General features: G+C 60.3%; 22 protein-coding genes, 1 tRNA gene and 2 pseudogenes. 14 read left to right on the top strand and 11 right to left on the bottom strand.

Annotated elements, in window-relative coordinates; all coding sequences use genetic code 11:
• Nucleotides 1-33: 33 nt before the first annotated feature.
• Entirely contained in the window at nt 34-1674 is a 1641-nt protein-coding gene (locus tag ACGYLX_RS15925; RefSeq protein WP_394450712.1) for a BCCT family transporter, read from the top strand.
• A gap of 21 nt (nt 1675-1695) precedes the next feature.
• On the opposite strand, the gene ACGYLX_RS15920 is transcribed toward ACGYLX_RS15925, so the two are convergent.
• Together ACGYLX_RS15920 and ACGYLX_RS15915 are read right to left on the bottom strand one after the other, a co-directional pair.
• Nucleotides 1696-2394, bottom strand: coding sequence for an NAD-dependent deacylase (locus ACGYLX_RS15920; RefSeq protein ID WP_394450710.1), 699 nt, complete (start codon nt 2392-2394; stop codon nt 1696-1698).
• A gap of 6 nt (nt 2395-2400) precedes the next feature.
• Nucleotides 2401-3396: a LysR family transcriptional regulator gene (locus tag ACGYLX_RS15915; protein WP_394450708.1), complete on the bottom strand. Its 996-nt coding sequence runs from the start codon at nt 3394-3396 to the stop codon at nt 2401-2403.
• Between the two features lie 163 nt (nt 3397-3559).
• Between ACGYLX_RS15915 and ACGYLX_RS15910 the strand changes: the two genes are divergently transcribed.
• From ACGYLX_RS15910 to ACGYLX_RS15885, 6 genes are all read left to right on the top strand, one after another.
• Nucleotides 3560-4435, top strand: coding sequence for a carbon-nitrogen hydrolase family protein (locus tag ACGYLX_RS15910; protein ID WP_394450706.1), 876 nt, complete (start codon nt 3560-3562; stop codon nt 4433-4435).
• A gap of 81 nt (nt 4436-4516) precedes the next feature.
• Nucleotides 4517-4735, top strand: a complete 219-nt coding sequence (gene infA, locus ACGYLX_RS15905) for a translation initiation factor IF-1 (RefSeq protein WP_005978431.1) — start codon at nt 4517-4519, stop codon at nt 4733-4735.
• 89 nt (nt 4736-4824) lie between these two features.
• Nucleotides 4825-5403, top strand: a complete 579-nt coding sequence (locus ACGYLX_RS15900) for a Maf family protein (RefSeq protein WP_394450705.1) — start codon at nt 4825-4827, stop codon at nt 5401-5403.
• The gene (locus ACGYLX_RS15895; RefSeq protein ID WP_394450703.1) at nt 5400-6434 is read left to right on the top strand and encodes a ribonuclease E/G; all 1035 of its coding nucleotides are present in this window, start codon (nt 5400-5402) and stop codon (nt 6432-6434) included. The genes ACGYLX_RS15900 and ACGYLX_RS15895 overlap by 4 nt, the downstream gene beginning before the upstream one ends.
• Nucleotides 6431-6622, top strand: a complete 192-nt coding sequence (locus ACGYLX_RS15890) for a DNA gyrase inhibitor YacG (protein ID WP_394450701.1) — start codon at nt 6431-6433, stop codon at nt 6620-6622. The genes ACGYLX_RS15895 and ACGYLX_RS15890 overlap by 4 nt, the downstream gene beginning before the upstream one ends.
• A 115-nt stretch (nt 6623-6737) precedes the next feature.
• Nucleotides 6738-6812 (top strand) — tRNA-Phe (locus tag ACGYLX_RS15885).
• Nucleotides 6813-7502: 690 nt separating this feature from the next.
• Here ACGYLX_RS15885 and ACGYLX_RS15880 read toward each other — a convergent pair.
• Complete coding sequence (locus ACGYLX_RS15880) at nt 7503-8105, bottom strand: hypothetical protein (RefSeq protein ID WP_168612745.1); 603 nt, start codon at nt 8103-8105, stop codon at nt 7503-7505.
• 665 nt (nt 8106-8770) lie between these two features.
• Here ACGYLX_RS15880 and ACGYLX_RS15875 point away from each other — a divergent pair.
• Together ACGYLX_RS15875 and ACGYLX_RS15870 are read left to right on the top strand one after the other, a co-directional pair.
• Complete coding sequence (locus ACGYLX_RS15875) at nt 8771-9901, top strand: efflux RND transporter periplasmic adaptor subunit (RefSeq protein WP_394450699.1); 1131 nt, start codon at nt 8771-8773, stop codon at nt 9899-9901.
• A complete protein-coding gene (locus ACGYLX_RS15870; protein WP_394450697.1) occupies nt 9898-12987 on the top strand; it encodes an efflux RND transporter permease subunit in 3090 nt (1029 codons plus the stop codon). Before ACGYLX_RS15875 ends, ACGYLX_RS15870 begins: the two co-directional genes overlap by 4 nt.
• 167 nt (nt 12988-13154) lie before the next feature.
• Here ACGYLX_RS15870 and ACGYLX_RS15865 read toward each other — a convergent pair whose 3' ends face one another.
• Nucleotides 13155-13589, bottom strand: a complete 435-nt coding sequence (locus ACGYLX_RS15865; RefSeq protein WP_394450695.1) for a hypothetical protein — start codon at nt 13587-13589, stop codon at nt 13155-13157.
• A 59-nt stretch (nt 13590-13648) separates the two neighbouring features.
• On the opposite strand from ACGYLX_RS15865, the gene ACGYLX_RS15860 reads away from it, so the two are divergent.
• Both ACGYLX_RS15860 and ACGYLX_RS15855 read left to right on the top strand, forming a co-directional pair.
• Nucleotides 13649-14644: a YHYH protein gene (locus ACGYLX_RS15860; RefSeq protein ID WP_394450693.1), complete on the top strand. Its 996-nt coding sequence runs from the start codon at nt 13649-13651 to the stop codon at nt 14642-14644.
• 10 nt (nt 14645-14654) lie between these two features.
• Nucleotides 14655-15239, top strand: a complete 585-nt coding sequence (locus ACGYLX_RS15855; RefSeq protein WP_394450691.1) for a hypothetical protein — start codon at nt 14655-14657, stop codon at nt 15237-15239.
• 33 nt (nt 15240-15272) lie between these two features.
• Here ACGYLX_RS15855 and ACGYLX_RS15850 read toward each other — a convergent pair whose 3' ends face one another.
• Nucleotides 15273-15659, bottom strand: a complete 387-nt coding sequence (locus ACGYLX_RS15850) for a CoA transferase (protein ID WP_394450689.1) — start codon at nt 15657-15659, stop codon at nt 15273-15275.
• On the opposite strand from ACGYLX_RS15850, the pseudogene ACGYLX_RS15845 reads away from it, so the two are divergent.
• A pseudogene (locus ACGYLX_RS15845) lies at nt 15643-15732 on the top strand (IS5/IS1182 family transposase); the annotation flags it as partial. The gene ACGYLX_RS15850 and the pseudogene ACGYLX_RS15845 overlap by 17 nt on opposite strands.
• 3 nt (nt 15733-15735) lie before the next feature.
• Here ACGYLX_RS15845 and ACGYLX_RS15840 read toward each other — a convergent pair.
• Nucleotides 15736-16353, bottom strand: a complete 618-nt coding sequence (locus tag ACGYLX_RS15840) for a TetR/AcrR family transcriptional regulator (protein WP_394450686.1) — start codon at nt 16351-16353, stop codon at nt 15736-15738.
• A 105-nt stretch (nt 16354-16458) separates the two neighbouring features.
• Here ACGYLX_RS15840 and ACGYLX_RS15835 point away from each other — a divergent pair, with 105 nt between their 5' ends.
• Nucleotides 16459-17664 (top strand): multidrug effflux MFS transporter, encoded by a 1206-nt coding sequence (locus tag ACGYLX_RS15835; RefSeq protein WP_394450684.1) that lies wholly within the window; start codon nt 16459-16461, stop codon nt 17662-17664.
• Between the two features lie 154 nt (nt 17665-17818).
• Complete coding sequence (locus tag ACGYLX_RS15830; protein WP_394450682.1) at nt 17819-18037, top strand: carbohydrate porin; 219 nt, start codon at nt 17819-17821, stop codon at nt 18035-18037.
• A gap of 250 nt (nt 18038-18287) precedes the next feature.
• Here ACGYLX_RS15830 and ACGYLX_RS15825 read toward each other — a convergent pair whose 3' ends face one another.
• From ACGYLX_RS15825 to ACGYLX_RS15805, 5 genes and pseudogenes are all read right to left on the bottom strand, one after another.
• Nucleotides 18288-18920, bottom strand: a complete 633-nt coding sequence (locus ACGYLX_RS15825; RefSeq protein WP_394450680.1) for a tyrosine-type recombinase/integrase — start codon at nt 18918-18920, stop codon at nt 18288-18290.
• A gap of 126 nt (nt 18921-19046) precedes the next feature.
• The gene (locus ACGYLX_RS15820; protein WP_394450677.1) at nt 19047-19751 is read right to left on the bottom strand and encodes an MFS transporter; all 705 of its coding nucleotides are present in this window, start codon (nt 19749-19751) and stop codon (nt 19047-19049) included.
• Nucleotides 19748-20257 (bottom strand): MFS transporter, encoded by a 510-nt coding sequence (locus ACGYLX_RS15815; protein ID WP_394450676.1) that lies wholly within the window; start codon nt 20255-20257, stop codon nt 19748-19750. The genes ACGYLX_RS15820 and ACGYLX_RS15815 overlap by 4 nt, the downstream gene beginning before the upstream one ends.
• A 373-nt stretch (nt 20258-20630) precedes the next feature.
• Nucleotides 20631-21241, bottom strand: a pseudogene (locus tag ACGYLX_RS15810) (transposase).
• Nucleotides 21242-21578: 337 nt separating this feature from the next.
• Nucleotides 21579-22856 carry a TRAP transporter large permease gene (locus ACGYLX_RS15805; RefSeq protein WP_394450673.1) on the bottom strand — a complete coding sequence of 426 codons (1278 nt, stop codon included), beginning with the start codon at nt 22854-22856 and terminating at the stop codon, nt 21579-21581.
• Nucleotide 22857 lies beyond the last annotated feature (1 nt).

Raw genomic sequence — 22857 nt, 5'->3', positions numbered from 1 at the left:
GGGGTCAGACAGTGCATCAAGATCGGAGACTCCATGACCGACCCCACACCCGGCACGTCCAGTTCCACTACGCCACCCGATACGAATGAGATTGAGACTGATTTCGAGGTCGGCCAAGACAATATCGACGGATCCCTCGGCCCGTTGGGTTTTGACATTCACAACCCGGTCTTCATGGTCTCGGGCCTAACGGCGGTGGCTTTTGTGCTGCTGACCATGCTCTTCCCGGATCAGGCCGGGGTGGTCTTCCTCGCGGTTCGTGATTTCGCCACGACCAAGCTGGATTGGCTGTTCATGATCATCGTGAACATCTTCGTTCTGTTCTGCATCGCGCTGATCTTCATGCCGATTTCAAAGGTCAGGCTCGGCGGGCAAGAGGCCTTGCCGGAATATTCCTATCTGACGTGGTTCGCCATGCTTTTTGCCGCGGGCATGGGGATTGGCCTGTTGTTCTTTGGCGTGCTCGAACCGGTGTACCATATGAACGTCTCCGGTCCGCTGGGGGTGCCCCTGCCGATTGCCGAGGATGGGTCGATCATTCTCGAGAATGTGGAGGCTGCCCGCGCCATGGGTCTTGCGGCGACCTTTTATCACTGGGGGCTGCACGGTTGGGCGGTCTATGCGATCATGGCGCTGGCCTTGGCGCTCTTCACCTATAACAAGGGGCTGCCCTTTTCGATCCGGTCGTGCTTCTACCCCCTGCTGGGGGATCGGGTCTGGGGCTGGCCGGGGCATATCATTGATATTCTGGCGGTTTTCGCGACGCTCTTTGGTCTCGCGACATCGCTTGGCCTTGGCGCGCAGCAGGCCAATGCGGGGTTCAACTTCGCCTTCGGGCTCGAGATTTCGACCAATGTGCAGGTGATCATCATTCTCTTGGTGACCGCCGTGGCGCTGGTGTCGGTCTGGCGCGGGCTGGACGGCGGGGTGAAGATCCTGTCCGAGGTGAATATGATCGTAGCCGTCCTGTTCTTCCTCTTCGTGCTTTTCGTCGGCCCGACGCTGGTGGGGCTCGACGGGTTCTGGACCGGTCTGTTGGCCTATACGCAAGAGATCATCCCGCTCTCCAATCCATTCGGTCGGGAGGATGATTCCTACCGCGAAGGCTGGACCGCGTTCTATTGGGCGTGGTGGGTCTCTTGGGCGCCTTTCGTGGGCATGTTCATCGCGCGCGTCTCGCGCGGGCGCACGGTGCGGGAGTTCATCATTTGCGTGTTGCTGATCCCGTCGCTGATCATCTTCATCTGGATGGGCGTCTTTGGCGGCATCGCGATCGACCAGATCCTTGCCAGCCCTGAGACATCGCTGGTCAAGGCCAATGTGATCGACAGCTATTCGCCGGAACTCTCGCTGTTCGGGATGCTGAATGAGCTTCCCTTTACCAAGATAGCCTCGACCATCGCGATCCTTCTGGCGCTGGTGTTTTTCGTCACCTCCTCGGATTCGGGGTCGCTGGTTGTCGATACGATCACGGCGGGGGGCAAGATTGACGCCCCGGTGCCGCAGCGCATCTTCTGGTGCATCGTCGAAGGGTTGATCGCCATCGTGCTGCTGATCGGCGGCGGGTTGTCGGCGCTGCAGGCCGGGGTCACCGCGACGGGGGTGCCTTTTGCGATCCTGATGCTGGTGATGTGTTACACGATCTACAAAGGGTTGCGCAGCGAACCGCGCTGACGGCCCGTGGCGCGCCGGTAACTAGTGGCGCGCCTCAAGCACTTCGGCCACCCATTCCGGCACTGTCTGGCTGGCGGGCCCGATGCGATGTTCGGCGAACTGATTGCCCACGGCGGAGCGTTCGAGATTGAATTCTATCGTATGCGCCCCGGCGCGGCGGGCCTCGGCGACGAAACCGGCGGCGGGGTAGACATTGCCCGATGTGCCGATGGCGGCAAAGATATCCGCCTCGGCCAGATGATCGAAAAGCGCGTCCATCTCATAGGGCATCTCACCGAACCAAACGATATCGGGCCGCGCGGCGGGGGCACCGCAGGCGGGGCAGGGATCGCCCGGCGCCATGACCATGGGTGCGGGCCAGCGGTGATCGCAAGCGGCGCAGAGCGCGCCTTTGAGCGCGCCATGCATATGCATGACCTGCCGCGAGCCGCCCTGTTCGTGCAGATCGTCGACGTTTTGGGTGATCACCACCACCTCGCCGTCCAACTCGGCCTCCAGCCGGGCGAGGGCGCGGTGCGCGGCGTTGGGGGCCACTTCGGCGGCCTGCGCGCGGCGCGCGTTGTAGAAGTCGACCACCAGTTTGGGGTTGCGGGCGAAACCTTCGGGCGTCGCCACGTCTTCGACCCGGTGCTGCGCCCAGAGGCCATCTGAGGCGCGGAAGGTCTCAAGCCCGCTTTCGGCAGAGATGCCCGCGCCGGTGAGGATCACGATCTTGGTCATGGGGCATTATTCTCCGATAGGGTCCATGTCTTCAAGCAGGTGAAAGCCGTCGGCCAGCCAGGGCAATTGCGCGATGGCGGGGGCGATCATATGGGTCTGCATCAACTGCCGCAGGGTCTGGGCGATGTCGCGCGGCACGGGGCCGGACCATTCCGCACCGGCGAAGAGAGAGATGGTGCGCGCAGGCGGTTGGGCCTGTGCCGCCGCGGGCAGGGGGTGCGCGGCGAGGCGGTCGTGAAAACGGGCGGCGCGCATGTATCCCAAGGGCGTCGTCATCGCCCAGCCAATCCCGCGTGCCACCATGGCCATCAGCGCCAGATGGCTGCCAATCTCGAAACGGGCGGGCAGGTTGTGTCCCTCTGATGCAAGATGCGCCTCGATCTGCCGCGCGATCAACTGATCGGCGACATAGCGCAGAAAGGGCAGATCGGTGGCGCCGCGCAGCAGGGCGTCGGGATCGGCGGAGGTGCCCGCAGGGGTGACGAGGATAAACGGATCGCGGGCCAACGGGTATTCCAGAACCCCCGCCATCGGTTCGTCGATCTGCACCGATAGCGCCATATGCAGGCTTTTGTCGCGCAGTGCCCGGGCCAATTCATTGCTGCCTGCGGTGATCATCCGAAAGCGGCATCCGGTGAGGCTGTCGCCAAGGATTGTGGCAAGGCGTGGGGTCAGGTCATCGTCGAAATCGTCGATCACGCCAAGGTTCAGCGCCTCCAGATGGGCCAAATCCATCACCGTGACTTCACTCTGCGCTTGGCGCAATTCGCTGAGCGCCTGTTCGGCCCGGCGTAGGAACATCTGCCCGGCTGGGGTCAGTCGCATGGGGCGGCGGGTGTGGTCGACCAGTTCCGCGCCGATGGCGGCCTCGAGGTTGCGCATCTGCTGGCTGACGGCGGGCTGGCTGAGCCCCGTTGCCTCGGCCGCCTGCGCCACTGACCCGCTTCGCGCCAGCGCCTCAAACACTTCGATGCCCCGCAGGGTGATGCCCTTGTTCAGCATATGGTCCCATCTCTTTCGGATCTTGTGAAACCCCGCGCGGGTCAGGTCAAGCCTTTGCCCAAGCAAGCGGCAGCCTCTCGGGCGGTTCCACGAAAGCGGTGCTGCCGGTCTTGAAGCCATCGGTAAAGCTGCGCAGACTGCGCGAAAATGAGGAGCCTTTCGAATGAAGATCGCCACAGCCGCCTATCCGCTCGATGTTCTGACATCTTGGGCGCAATACGAAGACAAACTGGCCCATTGGGTCGCCGAGGCGGCGGTGCAGGGGGCGGAACTGCTGGTTTTCCCCGAATATGCGGCGATGGAACTGGCAACGCTCGATGGGGCCGAGGTGGCGGGCGATTTGGAGCGGTCGCTCTTTGCGGTGTCGGACAAGCTTGAGGAGGCGGACCGGCTGCATGTGAAACTCGCCGCCGAGCATAACGTGCATATCGTGGCCGGCTCAGGCCCCGCAGCGACTGAGAGCCGCCCGGTGAACCGTGCCCGGCTGATCACGCCCACGGGGCAGATCGGCGTGCAGGACAAGCAGATCATGACCCGTTTCGAGCGCGAGGAATGGGGTGTGATCGGGGGCAATGCGTTTCAGGTCTTTGACACGGCGATTGGCAAGATCGGGATTCTCATCTGCTATGACAGCGAGTTTCCCCTGCTGGGCCGTGCGCTGGCGGAATGTGATGTGATCTGCGTGCCCAGTGTGACCGAGACGCTTGCGGGCTATTGGCGGGTGCGCATCGGCTCCATGGCGCGGGCGCTTGAGAATCAGTGTATCACCGCCATGTCCTCGGTCGTGGGTAAGGCCGATTGGTCCGAGGCTTTGGGTCAATCCTATGGCGCGGGGGGGATTTTTTGCCCCCCGGATCGCGGCTTCCCGCCCACGGGGATTTTGGGTGTGCGCGAGGTCAACGCCCCCGGCTGGACCGTGGCGGACGCCGATTTGGCGCAGGTCGCCGAGGTGCGCGCGGATGGCATCGTGCTCAACCGAAGGGACTGGCAAGACCAGATTGGCCGCGACGGAAAGGCGATAAACGTCGCTTTGCGCTGAATCCCCCTTGAAAAAGCGCGAAAATGCGCCCATTTAAGCCTGCGCCCTCGTTTTGGAGGGTTTTGTGCTCAAGGAGAGACCATGGCCAAGGAAGATACGCTCGAATTTCCCGGTGTCGTGAAGGAACTCCTGCCTAACGCGACGTTTCGGGTCGAGCTGGAAAACGGCCATGAGATCATCGCGCATACGGCAGGCAAGATGCGGAAAAACCGCATCCGTGTTCTGGCTGGCGACAAGGTTCAGGTGGAAATGACCCCCTATGATTTGACCAAGGGTCGGATCAACTATCGCTTCAAGTAAGCGGCACCGCGTTCGCGCGTTGCGCGGCGCAGGCGGGGCCGTGCGCGGCCCCGACCGGGCTGCCGGCCTCAGGCAAAGAGGCCTATAAGATGCAATTCATTCTTGGATCAGGATCGCCGCGCCGGTTGGAGCTTTTGGCCCAGATCGGCGTGACCCCAGATGCCATTCGCGCCCCCGACATCGACGAGACGCCCTATAAGGCCGAACTGCCGCGTCCCTATTGCGCCCGAATGGCGCGCGAGAAAGTGGCGGCGGTGCACGCGGGCGCGGAGGATATCGTGCTTTGCGCTGATACCACCGTGGCGCTTGGCCGGCGCATCCTCGGCAAGCCCGAGGATGAGGCCGAGGCCGAAGCCTTTTTGCGGCTGATGTCGGGCCGTCGGCATAAGGTGGTCACCGCCGTCGCCGTCAAACGTGGCGACAAGCTGTGGCAGCGCGATGTGCAAAGCAGCGTGAAGATGAAATCCCTGTCCGAGCCCGAGATTCGCCGCTACCTCGCCACCGGCGATTGGCGCGGCAAGGCGGGTGGCTATGGCATTCAGGGCCCCGCGGGCGCGTTGATCCCTTGGATCAGCGGGTCATTCACTGCAATCGTCGGCCTGCCATTGGCCGAGGCTGCGAACCTGCTGCAAGCGGCAGGCTACCCATTTGACGGAAGGACGCCATGAAGGGCCGTACGATTATTCTCGACCATCTCGGTGATATCGAAGCCGCCGCCCTGATGGTGGACGGCAAGCTGGATGATTTTCTGATCGACAGTGACGGGCCGCGCGTCGGCACCGTTTATCGTGCGATTGCGGATCGTCCGGTCAAGGGGCAGGGGGGCATGTTCCTCAAGACCCCCGATGGCGCGGCGTTTCTGCGGCAGATCAAGGGGCTGGCCCCCGGTCAGACGATTCTCGTGCAGGTTTCGGGCCATGCCGAGCCGGGCAAGGCGATCCCGGTGACCAATAAGCTGCTCTTCAAGTCGCGCTATGCCATCGTGACGCCGGGTGCGCCGGGGCTGAACATCTCGCGCTCGATCAAAGACGAGGAAGAACGCGACCGGCTGCTGGAGATCGCCCATGAGGTGGCGGGCGGGGCCGATCTGGGCCTGATCCTGCGGTCCTCCTGCGCCGGTGCCGATGCCGAGCATATTGCCGAGGATATCGTCAATATGCTCAGCTTGGCGGATACCGTGGCCAATGATGACGCGCAACAGATGGAGGTGCTGAGCGAAGGCGATGGTCCGCATCTGCTCGCTTGGCGCGACTGGACCGCGCCCGCCGAGGTGGTGACCGAGGCCGGCGGCTTTGACGACCACGGCGTTCTGGAAGAGCTCGACCGCGTGGCCTCGGCGCAGGTGCCGCTCGGCGGCGGCGCGTCGATCTTTGTGGAGCCGACACGCGCGCTGGTTGCGGTCGATGTGAACACCGGCAACGATGCCTCGCTCGCCGCCGGGGTGAAGGCCAATATGGCCTGCGCCAAAGCGCTGCCCCGCGCCCTGCGTCTGCGCGGGCTGGGCGGGCAGATCACGCTCGACCTTGCACCCATGCCCAAGAAGGACCGCCGGACGTTTGAAAGCGCCCTGCGCGCCGCTTTCCGCGCCGACGACGTGGATACGACGCTGGTCGGCTGGACGCCTCTGGGCCATTACGAGCTGCAGCGCAAACGTGCCCGCCCGGTGCTGGCGGAGGTGCTGACAGGGGCCGCCCGATGAACTGCCCGATCTGCAAAGCCGAAACCGTCAAGGCGCATCGCCCCTTCTGCTCGCGCCGCTGCGCCGACATCGATTTGGGCCGCTGGTTCAACGGCAGCTACGCCGTCCCCTCGCGCGACCCCGAAGACGTGGAAGCCGCCATCGACGCCGCCGAAGCGGCACAAGACCGTCCTGCAAAGCCCCATTAACACAGGAAAATTTGCGTTTTTTGAAAAGAAGTGGGTTTCAGGGCAAAATGGGGCTGGACACCCCGCGCCACAGGTCCTAGAACCCGCTCACCCGACCTCGAAAGAGGTGACCCGTGCCCGGGTAGCTCAGGGGTAGAGCAGTGGATTGAAAATCCTCGTGTCGGTGGTTCGATTCCGCCCCCGGGCACCATTTTACGGTATATGAAATTTATTAAGTGGCTGAGATATAACCATTTTTGCGTTTCTCTGTTCTTGCTGCCTTAATTTTTGTATCACATTTGTTCCGTGAGCGCTCTTGGGATGTTGCTACCGAGAGCAAGAATGGCACTTCTTGCATCTATGACAACCGCTAACTGTCAGCGGCTATGTGAGAAATTAGTGGGGGCTCCAAGAATCTATGAAAACCCCAATAGAATAGGGATTGGAGGGTACCACATTCTGCCGAACGCGGGGCAATGCGCTCAATGAGTTGCAGCAGAAGTGTACCACGGGAGACAGTATCCTGGTAGGTGAGCTCAGCGATTTCCTGCCTGTTAGCTGGTCCAATTGTCGCTGACCACCATACAGGCAAAACTGTGCACTTAGATGATATTGCTAAGCTTCTGAGCAACTCGCTAGTCGATTAGCGATGTGTCGATCACGCAAACGAAGTGTTACCTTGGACACAGGCGTTCTGAAGGCCAGTTACAGAGCGCCCAAAGGGGGGCACTATTGGATGCCGATAAGGGGTCATGATTGCGTTCCGATTGACAGTCTGCTTCGGGTTGATCTACCGGGCAGACCCGCTCACCAGAACGTCCAGAGCGCCGTTTCGCCGCAGGTCTGCTCCGTGCCCGCTCCTGGCATTTCTCACAGCAACGCCGCATGACAATGCCTCCTGTCAAAGGCGATTGCCTTGCTCGTCCATTTCGCGTGCGCGAGACAGGATGTGCCGCACTTCGCTCCTAATGGGCTGGAATTCGAATTTTTTGCCAAGGAACATGCAAATGCCATGCGTTGGATCAACCAGCTTGAAAATATGCCCGATGGCCTCGTTGGCGAGCGCTTGGTCGTCTACCAACGGATTTGGGAAGAAGTACCCGGCTCGATCCTCAAGAAGGAAGCGGTCAAGGTCCTCGTCGAAATGCTCAAAGGCATTTCGCAGCTTGCGCCATTTCAGCGCTGATGCTTCATCAAGCGCGAAGGCACCTCGCAGCCGATCACCACGCGCGACTGAAAGTTCATTTTGCTTCTTCATTGGCCAGAAAAAGCGGGATAGCGCGCCCGCGTGGGTCAACGCCTCCTGAATAGTGGCGAAAATCAATTCGGCCGAACATGAGGCGGCAACAGCGTCATCAAAGCGCTGGAACGCCGACTCCGAACGCTCGGCCGCATAGATTATGGAGTGGATGTAGAACGCTTCGTGGACGGGATAGATGCCATGGTACTGCTGCGTTATTTGTGCCTCTCTCTCCTTGAGCACATCTTCATCCAATTGCGCCATTTCCATACTCCTGATGCTTTCTGGTTACACCATACTGTCAACGCCAGCTTTGTCTCGCATAGCTGACACCGAACGGGCCAAAATGCTGCGCAACTGTTCCAATGACCGCTTCGGGGAAGCTGCAGCATGGCGACGTATGGTTGGATCAATGTCCGGATCGGGCCGGGAGCGCCCTTCGCAGAAAAGGGCGGAATGCGGTCATCCGCTGCGTTGCGCATTTAGGTCTGCAACGCGGGACTTTGCTCCCATTTGCTGCGGACGCCCAGTCTCCATTGCAGTTAAGAAGATCTCTTGGAGGAACGGCGGTTTGCCAACCTTCGCTGCTTTCGCCAACCAATAGCGGCTAAGGATCAAGAGCTGCGATTAAGGCCCCAGCATAGCACCGTCCAAGTCAGCATTCGCAGGTTTTGCCCTGATCGAAAGACATCCCACTTTTTGACCCGAACAATGATGTTTGAGCGACGGAATATTCTTCGCTCTTCGTATCAGAAGAAGCACAAGCATCGCAGGGTCTCTCTTAACCGTTAAATTTCGCACCGCCCCCAGCTGATCATAGCGTGGAGGCGTCCCCCCGTTCGGTGGGGATGTTCTACCAAAATGCGCAGTTGGGAAGACCAATGACACCCAGTCCCTTCCGACAGCGCCTTTCAGGAACCATGAAGAAATTGAAGAAATTATCTTACGCCGCACTCTCACTCATGATCATCGCAGGTGCCTACGGCATCGCATTCGGCGTGCCCGATGAGGCTGCGCAGCTTTGGGGTGGCAGTGCCATAGAGACAGCCGAGGGGCCCAGAGAGGCCCGATCTGGTCGGAGTCGCGGCGGGCAGGGGCGGGCGACCACGGTCGTTCTCGCGCCACTTGAGGCCCGCGCATACACGCTGATCCTGCGCACCGTCGGCAGCGCCGTGTCCCTGCGCAAGACCGAAGTGACCGCAACCGATGTCGGTGAGGTGGTCGAAACCGCACTTGAGGCCAATAAGATGGTGCAAAAGGGCGATGTCCTTCTGAAGCTGGAAGACCGTTCGGAAAGGCTGGCGCTCGAGATTGCCGAGGCCAATCGCGATCAGGCGCAGGACACGGTCACCCGCTATGAGGAACTGCGCCGCAATGGCAGTGCGGTAGTGACCGACGTAACACTCTCCGAGGCGCGCGTCGCGTTGCGACTGGCCGAGGCCAATGTCGGGCTTGCGCAGGTCGCGCTCGATGACCGCACGATCAAGGCCCCGATTTCGGGCCGTTTGGGACTGAGCGATGTCAGCGTGGGCGACCGTGTGGCGAGCGGTGAGACCATCGTGACCATCGACGACACCACAAGCCTGCTGGCCACATTCGAAGTGCCGGAACGCTCCATCGGTCTCCTGGCCGAGGGCAAGCCGGTCCTCGTTTCGACACCCACCTATGCGGGGCGTATTTTCGAGGGCAAGGTTACCGCCTTTGACAGCCGTCTCGACAGCGTGACCCGCAGTGCCACGGTGAAAGCGGAGATCGAAAACCCCGACGGGCTGCTGCTTGCCGGCATGACCTTCGCCATCCGCATGACCGAAGAGACTGATCCGCTGCCCGTCGTGCCCGCGACCGCCATCACATGGGACCGCAGCGGCGCGGGCATTTGGGTCGCGGAGGAGGGCAGCACGGCCCGTGTTCCCGTGACCATCCGCTACCGCGAGGGGGATCGGGTCTGGGTTGAAACCGAAGCGCCCATAGGCGCGCAGATCGTGGCCGAAGGTGCCGCGAAACTGCGTGAAGGCGCGCAGGTCACCGCCGCTGGCGCGCGCGGGGGACCGGACGCATGAGCTTTGAGAAAAAGGCGCATAAGGCCGGTTTCGCGGATGTCTTCGTGGCGCGGCCCATCTTCGGGATCGTGTTGAACCTGCTGATCATCATCGCCGGGCTGGCGGCCTTTGCCAGCGTCGATATCCGCGAAATGCCGGATGTTGACCGGCCCGTCATTTCTGTCAGGACCGACTACGAAGGTGCGGTGCCCAGCACGGTCGAAACCGAAGTGACCCAAGTCCTCGAAGACGCGCTGAGCGCGCTTGATGGCATGTCTTATATCGAATCCACTTCGAGCATGGGATCGAGCCGGATCACCATCGACCTTTCGGATGGCACCGATGTGAACGTCGCCGCCAATGAGGCGCGCGAGATCGTATCGGGGGCCTTGAGGTCCTTGCCCGACGATATCGAAGACCCCAGCGTCAGCAAAAGCGACAGCAACGCGGATGCGATCATCCGTCTTGCGCTGCTTGGCGATGCCAGCCTCGACACATTGACCCAACTGGGGGAGGGGGTCGTCTATGAACGGCTTTCCCTGATCGACGGCATTGCCGAAGTGACCCTGCGCGGGGAACGCGCCAATGAGTTCCGCGTGGCGGTGAACATGCCATCTTTGCTAAGCCGTGGCTTGACCATCTTCGATGTCTCCACCGCACTTGCGCAGCTTCGCGACGATACCGCTCTGGGCTCGCTTTCCAGCGAAACGCAGACCCTCTCGCTCCGGGTCGGCAGCAAGGATGTCACCGTTGACACCATTAACCAACTGCCGGTCAACGATACGACGCAGGTGGCCGATGTCGCCTTTGTCCAACTGATCCCCGAAGACGCCAGCGTCTATACCCGCGTGAATGGCGAAACGGCCATCGGTCTCGACATCACACGGCAATCGGTTGGCAACACGTTGGAGATCTCGCGAGATGTAACTGCCGCTGTTGAGGAATTGCAGACGCAGATGCCTGAGGGCGTGCAACTGTTGATTACCTCAAACGACGGTATCTTCATCGAAGGTTCTATCAACGAGGTCGTCAAATCCATTCTCATGGCCACCGGCATTGTGGTGGTTGTGATCTTCCTGTTTCTGCGTTCCCCTCGGGCGACATTGATCCCCGCCGTCACGATCCCCGTGGCCTTGATCGGGACGCTGGCGGCGATCTGGCTGACGGGGTTTTCCGTCAATACGATCAGCCTTTTGGCGCTGGTGTTGGCTACGGGGATGGTCGTGGATGACGCCATCGTGGTGGTCGAAAACATCGTCCGCAAACGCAAGTCCGGCATGGGGGCTTTCGCTGCCGCGGCGTCCGGCACGAATGAGGTGTTCTTCGCCGTGATCTCGACCACCGCGACGCTTGCTGCTGTATTCATCCCGATTTCCTTTCTGCCGGGGCAGGCGGGCGGGGTCTTTTCCGAATTCGGCTTTGTGCTGGCCTTTGCCGTTACCCTGTCGTCGATCACCGCGCTAACTCTCGCGCCAGTCCTCTCGGCCTTGCTGGATCCCGGCAAGACTTTGGCCAGCGCGGAAACCGCCGTGCCGGGCGTCTTGGCGCGCAGCTTTGACCGGGTGATGGATTTCGCCATCCGCACGCCGCTGCTGGTTCTGTCAATCGCTATCGGCTTTGCCATGATCGCGATGGGGGCCGCGATGACCCTGCCGTCCACCGTCACACCGGAAGAGGACAGGGGCTTCTTCCTCGTACAGGCGCGGGGCGCGTCGGATACGACGATCGACTACCTTGATACGCAAGTCGCGTTGGTCGAAGACATCCTCGCCCCCTATCGGGAGAGCGGGCAGATCGAGACCGTGCAAAGCATTATCGGCGTCGGCGGCGGCACCAGTGCCTTTATCGTCGTTCGCCTGCCGGATTGGACCGAGCGTGACTTTACCCAGCAAGAGTTGATTGGCCAGATCAGTGGCAAGCTGGCCTCGGTCCCCGGCGTGCAGGTCAGTGCGCGGTCGACCAATAGCCTGAACATCCGCGGTGCGGGCGGCGGGCTGAGCTTTGCGGTGACGGGTACGAACCTTGCGAATATGACCGAGGCGGCCGACAGCCTTGTCGCAGAGATGGCGCAGGACGACACCTTCCTGAACCCGCAATTGTCCAACAACAGCGTCAACGCCCAGTTGGAGGTGACGGTGGACGACAGCGCGGCGGGCGATATGGGGCTCAGCGGTTCTGACGTTTCCTCCCTCGTAAGTGCCATGGTGCAGGGCGATGTGGCGGTCAGCGTCTTTTCGGATGACGTCGAAGTGGACGTGAATGTCGTCCCGGGTGGGCCGCCGATCAACGACCCATCGGATATCGCTTCGATGTCGATCCGGCTCGACAGTGGCGCCTATGTGCCGCTGTCCTCGGTCGCCTCGCTCGACATGGTGGTGAGCGACGCGCAGATCGAGCGTTTGGGCGGTGCCTTGTCTGTTTCCTTGCAGGCCAACCTTGGCGCGGGTGTTGACCTTTCGACGGCAATGGACCGGGTGCTGGCCCTCTCAGAAGAGGTGCTGCCCGATGGGATGGGCATCACCTTCACCGGAGAGGCCGCGACGCTCGACGATTCCCAAGGCGGTATCTACATGGTCTTCGGCGTGGCGTTGATCGTGGTTCTGCTGGCGCTGGCCGCCCAGTTCGAAAGCTTCGCCAGCGCGGTCGTCATCATGATGACGGTGCCCTTCGGCCTTGCGGCTGCTTTGCTGGCGATCTCCATGACGGGCGGGTCGCTGAACTATTACAGCCAGATCGGTCTTGTGATGCTGATCGGGGTCATGGCCAAGAACGGTATCCTGATCGTCGAATTCGCTAACCAGTTGCGCGAAGCGGGGGAGGATATCGACAGCGCCATCCGGAACGCGCTGCGCCTGCGCATCAGGCCCGTGATGATGACGATGGTCTCAACCGTCTTTGGCGGCCTGCCGTTGATCCTGACCTCCGGGGCAGGGGCCGAGGCACGCATCGCCGTCGGATGGGTGATCGTCGGCGGCTTGGGCTTTGCGACCGTGTTCACTCTGTTCCTGACGCTGATTTTCTACCGCTGGATCGCCGTCTGGGGTGCCGCCCCCGGAGGAGCAGCGCGCAGACTGGAAGCAGAGCTGGAGGTGACCGCTGGCATGTAGTGATGCGGCGCCAGTAGTTGCTGGGGATTTGGAATGTCGGTGCGTTCGACCGCGAAGGGGGGGGCGTTCGTTTTGAGGCTCGCACCATAAAACACTACGAGTTGGTCAGTTAGAACCCGTTCATTTCAGTGGCCAACGTCTGCACGCCGGAAATGTAGCGGTCTGCATTAAAGGCTGCTTCGGGGAAGCTGCGATGCGACGTCTATTCTCACGGTAAAGGTCGGCTTTGGGCCGGGAACTGACCGCGCGGCTCCGGGCGGGAAGCGGACCTTCGCTGCGTCCTGAACGAACAGCAGTGATGCGCAGTAAGTGACCTTTGCAAAGTCGACAGATCTTGCGACTTTGCGGGCGATCCATGCCGCAGGCGCAATAAGAAGAGCTGACCTTCGCCGCAGGTGCAGCCGCCGACCACCTTCGAAGGCCTGCGGTGCGGGACGGAGCGGCCGCTGCTGGGCTTTTCGTGAAGGTCCGCTTTGATGGCCCACACATTGCAGCAGTCTAGCCTGCACCAGTTGAATGGATGAAAGCAAAACATCGACATCGGTGTGGTTCACCGTACCATATAATTTTCCAGATTGTACCGACGGAAAGATGTCTGCCATGCGTTAGTGACTTAAGACTGGCAGACATGTAGCCTTGGTATAGACCCGGAGAGCTCAGTATGAGAGTGAAGCTTAAATTCTTGGCCACAACCGTGATTGCGGCCGCCGTCGGCGTGTCCGGAGCTGTTTTGCTGAGCAGTTCCACCCTAACGGCCCAATCAACGAATGTCGCAACCACGGATACATCGCAGGCAGTTGCTGCCGCCAAATGGTCGGACAACGTGACGATAACCATCAACGATAATGACACGTTCCGCTATGAATCTGATGGCCTGCCCTCAACGTATCTGGCAGACGTCTACTTGGTCCCGGATGATCCAGGCATGATGCCGTTTAGCACAAACCCTGATGCAACATTCTGGGATTTGAATGCTGAAGACATCGAAGCGTCGCCGATCGACACAACAATCACAACATTACCAGTTTACAGCGAGACAACGACGGACACATCGTTGGGCCAGATCGGTGTCGCCATCAACGGCGCGCGCCTGTTCAATGACTACGAGGACATGGAACGCACGATCGTCGCGCTCGATGACAATGTCATCCACGACCATGCAGCCTTTGTCGATGAATGCAACGGCCATCCCCTTGGTGATGGCACGACGTATCATTACCACGGGATTCCGGTCTGCTTGACTGCAGAAGTCGACGTCGATGGTGAACATTCCTACATGATCGGGGTCTTGCAAGATGGCTTTCCGGTCTATGCCAATCAAGGTGAAAACGGCGAGATCATTGTGAATGCCGATCTGGATGAGTGCGGCGGTCATTTTGGCCGAACTCCGGAATTTCCAGACGGTATCTACCACTACCACCTAACCGCTGACGAAGCGCCCTACACGATTGATTGCTACCACGGCGAAGTTGACATGGCTCAGATGCGCGGCGGTGGCGGCCCGGACCTGTCGGCAGCCGCTGAACAATTGGGCATCTCGCCTGACGCACTAGCAGAAGCCTTGGGCGATGGTCCACCGAACTTTGAAGCAGCCGCTGAAACGCTTGGAGTGAGCGTTGACGACCTGATGTCAGTGCTTCCTGCGCCTCCACAATAAGGCGGGCGCCATGCGAACCTTGGTATATGGTGCCGTCGTTGCGCTTTTGACGTTTGCCTGCTCCATGGCGTTTTTGTCATGGACTGGCTCAACCGCAGAACCGGAAGCTGCCCAAGCGGCAGCCAATGCAGTCTTTGAGACCGCGCAGAGGCAGGAAATTTGCCATGCGGAGAACCTGATCGGCGCGGACATGCCAACCACCATGGAGGCGGGTATGACCCACAATCATCCTTTGCGGGAGGTCGCTGCAGGTCTGCCGGTTCCAACGATCACTCATCTTGTGTTTCCGGACGAGATGGACGGATACAATGTCCAAGTTTTAACGGAAAACTTTACCTTCACGCCTTCGGCAATCAACAAGGATGTAGTGGAAAATAAAGGCCATGCGCATCTCTACATAAATGGCGAAAAAATCTCGCGCGTTTATGGGAATTGGGTGCATATCCCTTCTAATCTTTTGGTTGCAGGGGCAAATGCTGTCAGCGTGACTTTGAATGCTAATGACCATAGTGAATGGGCGAAAGATGGAAAGTCGATCGGTTCAACAGTCATTGTAGTCAAACCGGAATCGGGCGCATCAAACTCCAGCGAATAAGTTCTGTGTTCCAATAAACGCGCAAGCGGACCTTCAAGTTCGATCAGTTGACCTAAGTGGGGGCTGCGCCCGACTCCAAGGCCAACGAAGCGTAGGGGGCAGGTCAATCGCCGAGACGCCTTCGATCACGCTGTCTTCAAAGTCGAGAACGACAGCATCGGCGGCGCGGGCTGTGCCTAGATCGCCGAAGCCAAGTTCAGCCTGGATTTCTGCGGTGTGGTGGCCGAGCCTCGGCGCCGACGCACGTACAGCGCCCGGCGTGGTGCTCAGACGCGGAAAGGTCTGGTTCATCGGCAGGCGCACCGTGCTGTCGTATTCGTAATCCTGCAACACGCCGCGGCCACGAATATAGGGATGATCGACCGGATCCGAGATGTCGCAGATTGGGCCGACGGTGACGCCTTGGCGGCGTGTCGCCACTCGTTACGACAGTTGCCCGGAGGCCTCCCTCTCAGCCATTGCGCTTGCCGCCGCCGTCATCTTCTGGCTTTAAAACTTAATGAGGCTGGAGCCTAGCAGGCTCCCCTGCCGCCGAAGTCGGCGGGCCGAATACGTCACGCGTGACCGCTCTGGCAAAACTGGCGTCCAGCACCCCCCGGTTCAGCAGACGGTACCAGAAAGCGCCATGGATCAGGCCCGAAACCAGCTCTGGGCTGCGATCTGCAGACAGCTCGCCGCGTTCGATGGCCCGCTGCAGCAGATTCGTGACCATCTTCTCGCGGGGCAGAACGAACTTGGCGTAAAATGTCGCTTGAAAAGCCGCATCCTGCTGCGCCGCCGCAATCAGCGCACGCAGAACGCCGCCATTGATAGCAAGATGGCTGAAGACGTTTATCAGGAACTCCTCAAGCAGATCGCGGCACGCCCGCTCCCCGTCCAGCGGCGGCGCGGCAGCGTAGCTCTGCGTCTCCTCAAACACGGCATCAAGAACCAGATCAGCCTTTGTGTTCCACCGGTTGTAAAGCGTCTGGCGGGCCACCCCCGCCTCCTCGGCAATGGCTGCGATCGTCACCTTGCCGTACCCTCTTTCGCGCACAAGGCGCAGCGCGGCCGCTTTCAAAGCGGCTCCGGCCTGGGCATTCACGGGGCGTCCGCCTGGCGGGGTCCTGGTCATGCACAGCTCCTGTTCACCGATGCAGAACATATCCTGCTTTACTTATTGGACCAAAGTCTATTAACCGCAAGTAGACCGCAGTCTAATAACGCAGCAGGACCGATGATGCCTCACACGACCCTTTCCCCCAAACACGCAGCGGCGATTACGGCGACGCTGGGCTTGCTGTCCCTGTTTCCGCCTCTGGCGACAGATATGTACCTGGCCGCGCTCGGCGATCTGGCCGCTTCCATGGGCTCCACGCGCACCGCGGCAGAATTTTCGCTGTCGGTCTTCTTTCTCGGCCTCTGCGCGGGACAGCTGCTGCTCGGCCCGCTGACCGACACCTATGGGCGCAAGGCACCGCTGCTGGCCGGAGTCGCGCTGTTCACCGGGACATCCATCGCTCTGCCGCTTCTCAGCGACATCGCATGGTTCAACGCCTTGCGGTTCGTGCAGGCCATCGGGGCGAGCGCGGGCATGGTTGTGGGCCGGGCCGTGGTCAAGGATCTTTATCAGGGACGCCGCGCGGCTCAGGTGATGACCGTGCTGGTCATGCTGCTGACAATCGGTCCGATTGCATCGCCGACGCTGGGCAGCCTCCTTCTCGAAGCTTTCGGCTGGCGCTCAATCTTTGCGGCGATGGCGCTGATCAGCATCACCGCCTTCGCGCTGGCGGCGGCTGTCCTGCCGGAAACCCTTCCTGCCGCCAGCCGCAAGCCCCGGCCGTTCATCGGCAGCCTGCGGGCAGCCGCCATGCTGCTGTCGCAACGAAGATTTGTGGTCATGGTGCTGGTGTCCGGCTTGATACAGGGCGGCATGTTTGCGTTCATCACCGGCTCCTCCGGCGTGTTTCAGGGCATCTTCGGGCTGAGCGCGCTTGAATTCGGCATCATGTTTGCTGTCATTGCCGCTGCGCTGATCCTTTTCGGCCGGATCAACGGGGTTTTGCTCAACCGTTACAGCCCGGAACAGATCGTCACGGCCGGCTTGCCCGTATTTGCCGCCGCAGCCCTGTGCCTGGTGGTGGTCTCCGGCACGCAGACGCTGTGGGTCTTTGCCGTTCCACTTTGGGTGTCCATCGGCATGGTCGGCCTGCTGTCGGCCAATGCGATGGCGATGACGATGGACCTGTGCGGCGAGGGGGCCGGTATCGGATCCGCCCTGCTCGGCGCCACGCAATTCGCCATCGCGTTTTCGGTGTCCTCCTGCGTCGCTTTGGGGAGCATGGATACGGCCCTGCCGATGTCCCTCGGACTGCTGGTCCCTGCCGGTTTAGCGGCGGCCCTGTTTTTCGGCTTCCGCAGCCGCGCGCAGAAGGCCGGTGCATAAGGACCCTCCCAGGCTCTGGCTGCACCGGGCCCGCTTCTCCTGGGAAACCGCGCGGCGCCGATGCGGCGCTCCGTTTGTTTTCGGAAGACCTAAGGAGCAGCTCGCACCCGTAACATTCCTTTCTCCTGGCCGCCGTGGCGGCCCCCAGCCGCTTATGGCGAATGTTGATAGCCCCGCTGATCCGTCAGTGGGGCTTTGCATTGATCAGAAAGATGTCCTGCAGGACCAGATAACGAGCGAGATTTACTACCGGTTCCAACTGCTCGACAACGTCGCCATCACCCCGTCGGTTCGATTCATCACGAACCCGATAGACAATCCAAGCAAGACAACGGTCACGGTTTCAGGGCTGCGCCTCAGTGCAACCTTTTGAGCGGAGTGGTTTCGATCAACGTTACCGGCTTCAGCCAGCATAGCCGACCTTCGAGCGGGGTTCAGCATCGTCCTGCTCAATAGTGCAGCCCTGAAGTTCCGCTTTCGGGGAATCTGCCTGGAACTTTTGCGCTTGGGGCGAGGGCGACGCAAGCGCATCGTGCGAACGTCTGAATTGGGCTGGGATCGGTCATCCGCTGCATCTGGTAGGAAGGTCGGCTTGGGGCCGTCTTCGGCGACGGCCCAGCGGTTTAGATTTCGATAGCTTCGGCGATCACCAGCGCATCTTCAAGCTCGACGCCGAGGTACCTGACAGTGCTGTCCATCTTGGTGTGACCCAACAGCGGTTGGACCGCCCTCAGGTTGCCTGTTTTCTTGTAAATCTGCGTGACTTTCGTTCGCCGCATCGAGTGCGTGCCATAGGCGCTTGCCTCCAGACCAATGGATGTCACCCAGTCACGCACAATGCGCGCGTACTGGCGGGTCGAGATGTGAAGCCGTTCGTGAAAACGCCCAGGCCAGAGGTATTCGGATCCGACCATCAGCGGTTCCCGCATCCATCTTGGCAGCGATGCACGGGTGCCTTCGGAGATTTCGAAGCGCACAGGTTTCTGGGTCTTGCTCTGAAGAACCGACGCGCGTTCCTTGATTTGGCCGGATGCCATAACATCAACAACCTTCATTTTTACCAGATCGCAGCCGCGCAGCTTGCTGTCGATGGCAAGATTGAAGAGGGCCAGATCACGGTGGTTCTCGGCCAATTCCAGCCGCACCCTGATCGCCCAGACGTGTTTGGGCTTGAGCGGCCTTTTCTGGCCGACGATCCGGCCTTTGTTCCAGGCTGGGCGTAAGGCGCGGATGGCCGGTAAGTTTGATGTTTCCATGATGGAGCCTCCGATCCACCACGCCCTCCCACATCGACAACCCGACGTAGACAAGACATCATACCATATGATGCTGCGCCGCATCCGAGGTCGGCTTTGAGCCCGAAGCGGACCCATACCAACGGGTCAGAGCCGGGTACGCCGCGGTTTTCGCATAGCGATCAATATCATCGCGACAGCCGAAATGCCCGCCCCGACAAGAAATGGTGTGGCCGATCCCGTGCTGTGCCAGAGCCACCCGGCAAGCGTATTCCCCAAAAACACGACCAGCCCGGTCACAAGATTGAACGTTCCAAATGCGCTGCCCTTCAGGTGGTCCGGCGTCGCGGCAGCGATTATGGCGCCCAGCAATCCTTGCGAGAACCCCATGTGCAGACCCCAGAAGACGGTGCCGAGAACATAGACCCAGGGGGTCATGGCAAGGGCAAGCGTCAGATGCGCCGCGACCAGGAATCCAAGGCTCCAGATCAGCAGGCCCGAAGTCCCCAGCCTGTCCGAGAGCCTGCCGACTGGAAATGCCGTCAGGCTGTAGGCCGCATGCATGACAACGAGGGACAGTGGAACCCAGGCCGGCAAGAAACCAGCCCCGAGGGCCTTCAGCAGCACGAAAGCCTCGCTGAACCGCGCCAGCATGATCACAGAGGCCAGTCCGATTGCACCCCAGACTGCACGATTGAGCCGGAGGGCATCGGCAATCCGGAAGTCACCGCGCTTCATTGGATGGGTTTGTGCTGGCTCCTTCACAAGGAAGACCAGCACAATCATGCAGAGCACGGCGGGGAGAACGGCAATCCAGTAAACTGACTGAATGTCGCCTGCGAATGCGATCATGCCCGCGACCGCGACGAGCGGCCCCAGGAAGGCGCCGAGGGCATCGAGCGACTTCCGCAACCGAAGCTCGCGCCGCGGGTCTCCGGCGGGCTGGCGGCGGCAACTAATGCATCGCGCGGCGTGCCCCGAATGCCCTTGCCGGCTCGATCCATGGCCTTCGCCAGAAAGATCTGGTCCAAGCTCATCGCCCAGGGAAAGATCAGGCGGGACAGCGCTCCCGGTCCATAGCCCAGAACCGCCAACGGCTTCGCACGTCTGCTGACATCGGCCAGCACGCCGGAGAGGAACTTGGACAGTGTGGCAGCCGCCCCAGACAAGCCCGCTATGAAGCCGATCGCCAGAGCCGACACGCCCAGACCACCGGAAAGATAGAGCGGGAGCAGCGCATTGATCATCTTCGAGGAGACGTCCATCAGCAGGCTCACGAAACCCAGCATCCAGACAGTGACGGGCACAGGCAGGTGTTTCGGGACAGCGTTGTTCCGTTCGGACGCAGAGAAAGTCATGGTAGCTCCAGGAAAGGTGCATGTCCTCAAAGCACGCGCGCGCCTAACAAATCAATGGCAGCTTCGTCCGCATTGCGGTCATTGACCATACCAAAATGCTGCACTCCGCCGACAACGTCCGCTTCTCTAATTGGGCGTTGGGGTCAAGCTCGTTTTCCTTGTCGTCTTGGATCATTGTCACTCATCCGGGTCACGCTTCTCTTCGCAGTCTGTTTGATGCCACGCGGGACATCGCTGCACGCATGTGTCGGATTGGTTGTGGACAGCCTCGCTTTGAGACGCGCTTCTCGTTGCGCAGCAGACATTTTCGGCTTCATCCACGAACCTCGTCCGGTGAGGACGATCCCGTTCAGATTGGTGTTGGGCGGTTAGATCATGCCATGCCCTCCACCTTTTCTGAACGGAACTCGGTGCCATCCACCCACATCCGGTGAAGCAAAACGGCCAGTTTTCGGGCAACGGCGACAACCGCGCGGCGCCGCCCCGTGGTGCGCATCAAGCGCATGCCCCAGGATTTGATCTGTGATCCTGCCACGGTCCGCATCAGCAATGCGTTGGGGGCGGCATAGAGCGCGGCTCTCACATCTCGATCCCCAGCCTTTGATATCCGGCTCGAACCCCATGTGCCTCTTGGCTCTTCATATGAACCGGGTTGAACCAACCCGTCCTCAAGATTTGAGCGATGCCGCGGGCATCGTTGCGATCAGTCTTGTTGCGCATTGCCGACAGGGCGGCGCTTACCTGGCGCGACTCCATGCAAACGACCTCAAACCCTTCAGCCTTCAATCCGTAGAACAAATGCTGGCTCAAGGTGCCGGACTCGAACCCGATGCGCTCGATCGAAACGGGAAGCGCCGTCAGATACCTCGCGATCTCCTCAATCTCGCACGGCAGGTCTCGCTCATGCAGAACCGTGCCTTTGCCGTCGACAACACAAATCGCGCAGGACCGCAGCGACACATCCAAACCAGCATAATATTCCATTCGAAATCCCCCTTGTTCACAGTTTCCCAGTGATCCTATCGGGAACTCGACCTCAGTTCAGGGTCAGTCCAATTACGCATACTTTGGGCCGCTCCTAGCGGCGCGGCCTATGCAGCAGTGGCGAAGAACTCTGCACCTCAATTGGTCAGCAATCGCTCAACCTGTCTTTTGCTGCTAAGATCACTAAGGTCCGCTTTCCCGGCCTTCATCCGCCGGCAATACTACAAGATGGATGAATGGGCGATTCAGCGGCGCTTCGCCGCAACGCTCTGCCCCGAGACAGTAGTAGGTCAGACCGAAAGCAGTGAACCCCCGCCTTAAAGCGGGGAGCGCAAAATCAGAACAGCGACGGCAGCCACAGCGACACAGCCGGAACATAGGTCACCAGGATCAACGCGCCGAGGATCGCGATGTAGAAGGGCCAGATCGATTTCAATGCCGTTTCGATCTTGATCCGACCGACCGCACATCCCACGAACAAACAGGTTCCGACGGGCGGCGTGCAGAGGCCGAGGCCGAGGTTCATCAACATCATGATGCCGAATTGCGTCGGGTCCATGCCAAGACCCTTTGCGATGGGTAGGAAGATCGGTGTGCAGATCAGAATGAGGGCGGCCATATCCATGATCATTCCAAGCACCAGCAGGATCACGTTGATCATCAGCAAAATGATGATCGGGTTATCCGAGATCAGAACCAAGGCTTCGCTAAGGCGGGCCGGTACTTGGTATAGGGCCAGCAGATAGGCAAACGAGCTGGCAAAGGCGATAAGGATCATGACCATCGACGTCGTGCGCACGGTGCCAACCAAAGCGATCTTGAAGGAGTCCCACGTCAGGCTCCGATAGTAGAACTTGGTCAAAAGGATTGCGTAGATCGCACCAAAGGCACCGGATTCAGTCACCGTAAACACACCCGACAGCGTACCGCCGACGATAATCACAGCTGTCAGAAAGCCGGGTATCGCGTCGGCAGCACTGCGCCCAACCTCGCGCCATCCGGGGAATGGTTCGGCTGGATAGTTATGTTTGACGGAAAGGATATAGGCGGCGATCGCAAGGCTGATGCACATCAACAGACCGGGGACGACCCCAGCAAGGAACAGTTTGGAGACTGAGATCCCGCCACCGGCGGCAACAGCGAAGATGATCATGTTGTGGCTGGGAGGGATGACGATCCCGGCGATGGACGACGTCACCGTGACATTCACCGCAAAGTCGGGCCGGTATCCACGCTCTTTCATAACGGGGACAAGGATCGACCCAAGCGCCGAGATGTCCGCCACGGCAGAGCCAGAGATGCCGCCGAACAGCATGGACGAAAAGATATTCACCATCGCAAGGCCGCCCTTGAGGTGCCCCACGAGGGCCGAGGCGAGCTTGACCAGTCTAGCAGCAATCCCGCCGTGAAGCATAATCTCGCCCGCCAGGACGAAAAAGGGGATCGCCAGGAGGGAGAAGACCGAAACACCCGCTGTCGCACGCTGGAAAGTGATGAGCATCGGAAAGCCTTCGATCCAGAAGGCAGAGGCGGCAGCGATGCCCATGGCAAAGGCGACGGGCAAGCCGATGAAGACGCCGATGGCAAACACGAGCAAAAGGATCATCAGGCCCATA

This window comes from Sulfitobacter sp. 1A13496 (genome assembly GCF_043557225.1).
GTDB lineage: Bacteria > Pseudomonadota > Alphaproteobacteria > Rhodobacterales > Rhodobacteraceae > Sulfitobacter > Sulfitobacter faviae.
Note: the sequence above shows the minus strand (reverse complement) of the source record. Positions and strands in the feature narration are given on the sequence as shown.